The organism is Poseidonocella sp. HB161398 (assembly GCF_005870025.1).
Classification (GTDB): domain Bacteria; phylum Pseudomonadota; class Alphaproteobacteria; order Rhodobacterales; family Rhodobacteraceae; genus Mangrovicoccus.
Genome location: NZ_VATA01000152.1, coordinates 1 through 4,840 on the forward strand (window position 1 = coordinate 1; position 4,840 = coordinate 4,840).

The window sequence follows — 4,840 nt, forward strand, 5'->3', positions numbered from 1 at the left end:
CCAGTCGAGCCTGTCGCGCGCAGCCTCGCCCCAGAACCCGTCGGGGTCCGCGATCGAGCGGGCATACATCTCCTGGTACTGCGCCTCGTTCACCAACGCCGAGGCCTGCACCTCCGCAAGCGGGGGATAAACCCCCTCCGTCTTCTCCAGCATATGTCTCTCCCTAGTCTCCTGGCGCCCCGCCCGCATCTCCCGGTGCCGGGCCGCGGCGCCTCATCCCTTGGGCAGAGATTAACACGGGCTTTCACATTCGGAATAAATGTCTGATGCAGCGCGATTTTCGTGTAAATATTTTGACCGAAAAGTGTAAACGACCGAAAATTTCTTTTCCTTCCGCGCGAATTCCGCACGATCTCCACGTCTTAGCGACGGCTTCTGCAATGCGGCATGAGCGGCTCCGGGACGGGTTTCGCAGCACGGCCCGGGGGCCGCGGCGGCGGCAAGAGCTGCGGCGCCCGCTGCATGGCCGCGTTGCACCAGGGGAATGCGGGCCTGCCCGGCCACGGCGCGCGCGCGGCCGGGCCGGTGATTCGAATCACTTTTCCGCGGGGAGCCGCCCGGAGGGCCGCAGCGGGGCAGGGCGCGCGGCGGCGCTCAGCCCAGCATGATGCCGAGAATGACCGCCATCAGCCCGAAGGCGGAGATCATCAGCGCGGCGAAATTCAGCGCCACGATGCGCTTGAGGCGGTCGCGCAGGGCGTCGTCGCCCAGACCGGCCGCACGGGCCTTCATTGCCATGACAATGCAGGCAATCAGCCCGCCGAGCCCGCAGAGCGATACCGCGGCTCCGATCCAGATAAGCGCTTCCATGCCAGAGGCGTACTTTGCCCGCCGGGCGAAGGCAAGCGGGGCTTGCATGGCAGGAGGCGAGCGCTTACCACGCAGGCGCCGAGAGCAGGGGAACCGCATGGATATCGAAGAAGAGCACAAGAGCGACCAGTTCCGCGTCACCGCAGCCGAGCTGCGCCAGTTCGTCGAACGCGTCGAGCGGCTCGAGGCCGAGAAGAAGGATCTCGGCGAGCAGATCAAGGAAGTCATGGCCGAAGCCAAGGGGCGCGGCTACGACACCAAGGTCATGCGCAAGGTGATCGCGCTGCGCAAGCGCGACCGCGACGACATCGCTGAGGAAGAGGCGGTGCTGGAGCTCTACAAGGAAGCGCTCGGCATGTCCTGAGCGCCTTCGGCCGGAGGCGGCGCCTGCCGCACCGGCCCCGAGATCTTCCTCCCGTAAAGACTTTGTTTGCGTTGGCCGGGTAGCACCGGAACGGAGGCGCCCTGCGGCGGGCGCGGCATTCCGGTTCTGGTGGAGGCATGACCCCTGGCATGAAGGACGCAAGAGGGCCCATCCGGGTCGCCATCGTGGACGATTCGGCGACCATCCGCAGGCTCGTGGCAATGGAGCTGGCGCGCCATCCCGATCTGGACCTGGTCGGCGAGGCCGAGCATCCCTACCAGGCGCGGGTGATGATCAAGTCGCTCAATCCCGATGTGCTGGTGCTCGATATCGAGATGCCGCATATGAACGGACTCGATTTCCTGAAGAAGATCATGACCTTGCGGCCGATGCCGGTGCTGATGTTCTCGTCGATGACGAAGCGCGGCGCCCAGGCCGCGGTCGAGGCGCTGTCGACCGGCGCGGTGGACTGCCTGGAAAAGACCCCGACCCTGTCGACCGACGGCACGCTGCAGCGCCTGCCGGCGCTGATCCGGATGGCGGCGGGCGCGCGGCTGGCCCAGCCGCGGACGCAGGATGCCGGGGCCGGGAACAGCTTCCTGAACCGCGGCCGGATCGTGCTGATCGGCTCCTCGACCGGCGGGGTCGACGCGCTGGAGCAGGTGATCGGCGGCTTCCCGGCGAATTGTCCGCCGACCCTGATCACCCAGCACATGCCCGCGGAATTCCTCAAGAGCTTCTCGGCGCGGCTCGACAACATGGCGGCGCCTGCCGTGCGGCTGGCCGCCGATGGCGAGCCGCTCGCCGAGGGCAAGGTGCTGATCGCGCCGGGCGGGCCCTATCATCTGGCGCTCGACGGCCGGTCGCCGCGCTGCGTGCTCGACGGGCAGGACAAGGTGTCGGGCCACCGGCCCTCGGTCGATGTCCTCTTCCACTCGGCCGTGCCGGTGGCGAACCGCGTCGTGGCGGCGATCCTGACCGGCATGGGCGCGGATGGTGCCCGCGGCATGCTGGCGCTGCGCCGCGCCGGGGCGCGCACGCTCGCCCAGGACGAGGAAAGCTGCACCGTTTTCGGCATGCCGCGGGTGGCGCTGGAAAACGGCGGGGCGGAGCGGGCGGTGCCCCTCCGCCGCGTCGCCCCCGCCATCCTCGAGCTTTGCACTCAACCCGGTCTCCAGACCGTCTGACCGGAGGAAACCCCCATGGCAGGACCACGCACTGAGCACATCAACCAGGGAGAATACGCTGTCGGCAGCGAAGCGGAGCACATGATCACCACGCTGCTCGGCTCCTGCGTGGCGGTCTGCCTGCACGACCCGTCGAACAATGTCGGCGGCATGAACCACATCCTGCTGCCGGAGGAAACCGGCGGCGCCGCGGTGGGGGCGAGCTTCGGCGTGAACGCGATGGAGCTGCTGATCAACGGGCTGATCAAGATCGGCGCTGACCGCAGCCGGCTGGAGGCGAAGGTCTTCGGCGGCGGCAAGATGGTGGCGGGCCTGTCGGATATCGGCCTGCGCAACCGGGATTTCGTGATGAAGTTCCTCCAGGCGGAGCACATTTCCTGCGTCGGCGAAAGCACTGGCGGCACCTCGGGTCGGCGCATCCAGTTCTGGCCGCATAGCGGCAAGGCGCGGCAGAAATTCATGGAGACCGCGATCAAGGAAGTCCCGGTCGCAGTGCCGAAGCCGAAGGCCGACGATATCGAGCTGTTCTAGCACTGCCTTGGCAGATCTTCATCTGGGCGCTCTACGATGAGCTTTTCAAAGCGAGGGCATCGGATTGGCGGGGGATCGCAAATGCGTCGAGGATGGCCCGCCTGACGGCTGGCACGGTCGGTTGCGGGGATGGTCCGGGGACTCTTTTTTCCCGTCCCGCGGCCTTGAGGCGGCGGGATTGCAGGAAGGCGTACGCGATCATCGTCATCAGGCGTGTCGGTGAAGACCGGTCCAGGACCGGCCCTCGAAATGGTCGAGGCCAAGCTCCTCCTTGAGGTGCTGAAGCGCCTGTTCGCAAATCCATCGGGCCTTGACGGCAGCGGCGAGCGCCTTGAGGCTGGTGTCGGCTGGCAGGTTCGAGGCGTAGTATTTCCGCTCGCCGGTCGCACGACGCTCACCGATCAGCCAGACCTCCTCATCTCCCGGCATGGCCTGCACGCGACCGTCGGCCATACGGTGTTTGTGGCCATCGGCGATCCGGACGCGGGTTGCGGCAAACCGGCAGGTCAGCCTGTCTTTGGTGCCCCGCCGCCAGCTGAGCTTCCTCCATTTTTCACCCTCCAGCATCTGTTCGGCGGAAACGGCCGCGCGATCCGGCAGGTGATATTTGCAGCAGCGCCCACGCGCGGCCTCGGGAAAGATCAGTCCGACATTGACCGGTTAGACGTTCTGCCGCCGCGACAGACCGACTGTCCGGGCGAGGCCTCGTGTGCTCAGCGCGTGACGGAAAGGCCCGCTCGATCCGCAACCCGCATCGGCCACCAGGCAGCCGAAGCGGACGCCTGCGGCCGCACCCGGTCAATCTCCGCGATGGCGACCTCTGGCATGCTCAAGGCGACCTGCCGATCCTCCGGCACACGCGCGCGGGCCATGCGATCGGGGCCGCCCGTCCAAGTCTCGGGCAGAAACAGCCGCAAGCCGACCATTGCCGGAACCTCTCATGAGGCCGACGTCAACGAGACCCGCGACTTGCAGTTCGCAGTCTTGCCCAGCGAGGACGCATTTTGCGGCGCAACCCCGACCGAACGCCCCCCCTCTTCGGCAGGCAGGTATCATCGATGACCAGAAAGGCCTCGTCGCCGCCCACCAGCCTGTCGGCTTCGGCGAGAAGTGCTGTCTCCAGAGGCGCACTGTCCCAGACCCCGTCGGCGATGAAATGATGCAGCTGGTCATAGCCCACCACCCCGTCCCGCGCCGCCATCGGCTGCACGCTCTTGCGGTCGCCCGGGCCGATCAGACCCGAGACATAGGCCGGACACATCCGCCTTCGCGTCTTGTGCCCGAGCGCCGCAACAAACGGTGCCAGCCAACCTTCCAGATCGTCCCGCAAGGTTCCCGCAAATCGCCAGCCTCCCTGAATGCCGACTCCCGATGAAGCACCCAAAAAGCCCCCCCGTGAATACGGTGAATATCAGGTCAGCGAAAATCTGCCAAAGTAGTGCCAGTAGGTCAAAGTAGTGCTCGTAGAGGGACTCTATTGCACAACGCCGCAGATGACCGAGGCCGCCCTTTCCCCAAGTGGCCTTGTCACTCTGCCTTTTTGACCGGCATGCTGGGCGCGTTGCGGCCGTTCAGGTCGGCCATGCGAGCCCGGAGCTCCGGGGCCTGGCGGTCAAAGTCCCGTGCCATGAGCCTCTAGCCCGGCGATTTCACGCAATGCATCATCGTCTCGACGTGGCTTCGGCTTGACCTTGTTGCACATTTCGGTAAGAGGGATTCATATCGGGAATCCGCAGGGTTAGCTCTCTGTCATGCCCAAGCCAGCCACCTCCCGCTACCGCACGACGAACTGGTCCGACTATGACGCCTCTCTGCGGAGACGTGGCTCGCTGTCGGTGTGGTTCGATCCGAAGATGACCTGGCATGCAGAGCGCAGCGGAAAGCGCGGGCATCCGGAGACTTTTTCCGACAGCGCGATCCAGACCTGCCTTGCGCTGAAAGTCCTGTT

Annotated in this window: 6 protein-coding genes and 1 pseudogene; 4 read left to right on the plus strand and 3 right to left on the minus strand. The window is 66.0% G+C overall.

Features of this window, described 5'->3' with window-relative positions:
• Positions 1 to 189, minus strand: a 189-nt coding sequence (locus FGX59_RS39980) for an acetyl-coenzyme A synthetase N-terminal domain-containing protein (protein ID WP_370296497.1), incomplete at its 3' end; no start/stop codon positions are given.
• Positions 190 to 594: 405 nt separating this feature from the next.
• Complete coding sequence (locus FGX59_RS35915; RefSeq protein WP_138473355.1) at positions 595 to 810, minus strand: hypothetical protein; 216 nt, start codon at positions 808 to 810, stop codon at positions 595 to 597.
• 97 nt (positions 811 to 907) lie between these two features.
• On the opposite strand from FGX59_RS35915, the gene FGX59_RS35920 reads away from it, so the two are divergent.
• The 3 genes from FGX59_RS35920 (at position 908) to FGX59_RS35930 (ending at position 2,892) form a co-directional block, all read left to right on the plus strand.
• Positions 908 to 1,174, plus strand: coding sequence for a DUF2312 domain-containing protein (locus FGX59_RS35920; protein ID WP_138473356.1), 267 nt, complete (start codon positions 908 to 910; stop codon positions 1,172 to 1,174).
• A 149-nt stretch (positions 1,175 to 1,323) separates the two neighbouring features.
• On the plus strand, positions 1,324 to 2,361 hold the full coding sequence (locus FGX59_RS35925; protein ID WP_138473357.1) for a chemotaxis response regulator protein-glutamate methylesterase: 1,038 nt from the start codon (positions 1,324 to 1,326) through the stop codon (positions 2,359 to 2,361).
• 15 nt (positions 2,362 to 2,376) lie between these two features.
• Positions 2,377 to 2,892, plus strand: a complete 516-nt coding sequence (locus FGX59_RS35930; RefSeq protein ID WP_138473358.1) for a chemotaxis protein CheD — start codon at positions 2,377 to 2,379, stop codon at positions 2,890 to 2,892.
• A gap of 106 nt (positions 2,893 to 2,998) precedes the next feature.
• Here FGX59_RS35930 and FGX59_RS39985 read toward each other — a convergent pair.
• Positions 2,999 to 4,272 (minus strand): annotated as a pseudogene (locus tag FGX59_RS39985) (IS701 family transposase); the annotation flags it as partial.
• A 371-nt stretch (positions 4,273 to 4,643) separates the two neighbouring features.
• On the opposite strand from FGX59_RS39985, the gene FGX59_RS35940 reads away from it, so the two are divergent.
• Positions 4,644 to 4,840: transposase (locus tag FGX59_RS35940; RefSeq protein WP_171061006.1), on the plus strand; the 197-nt coding region annotated here is incomplete at its 3' end.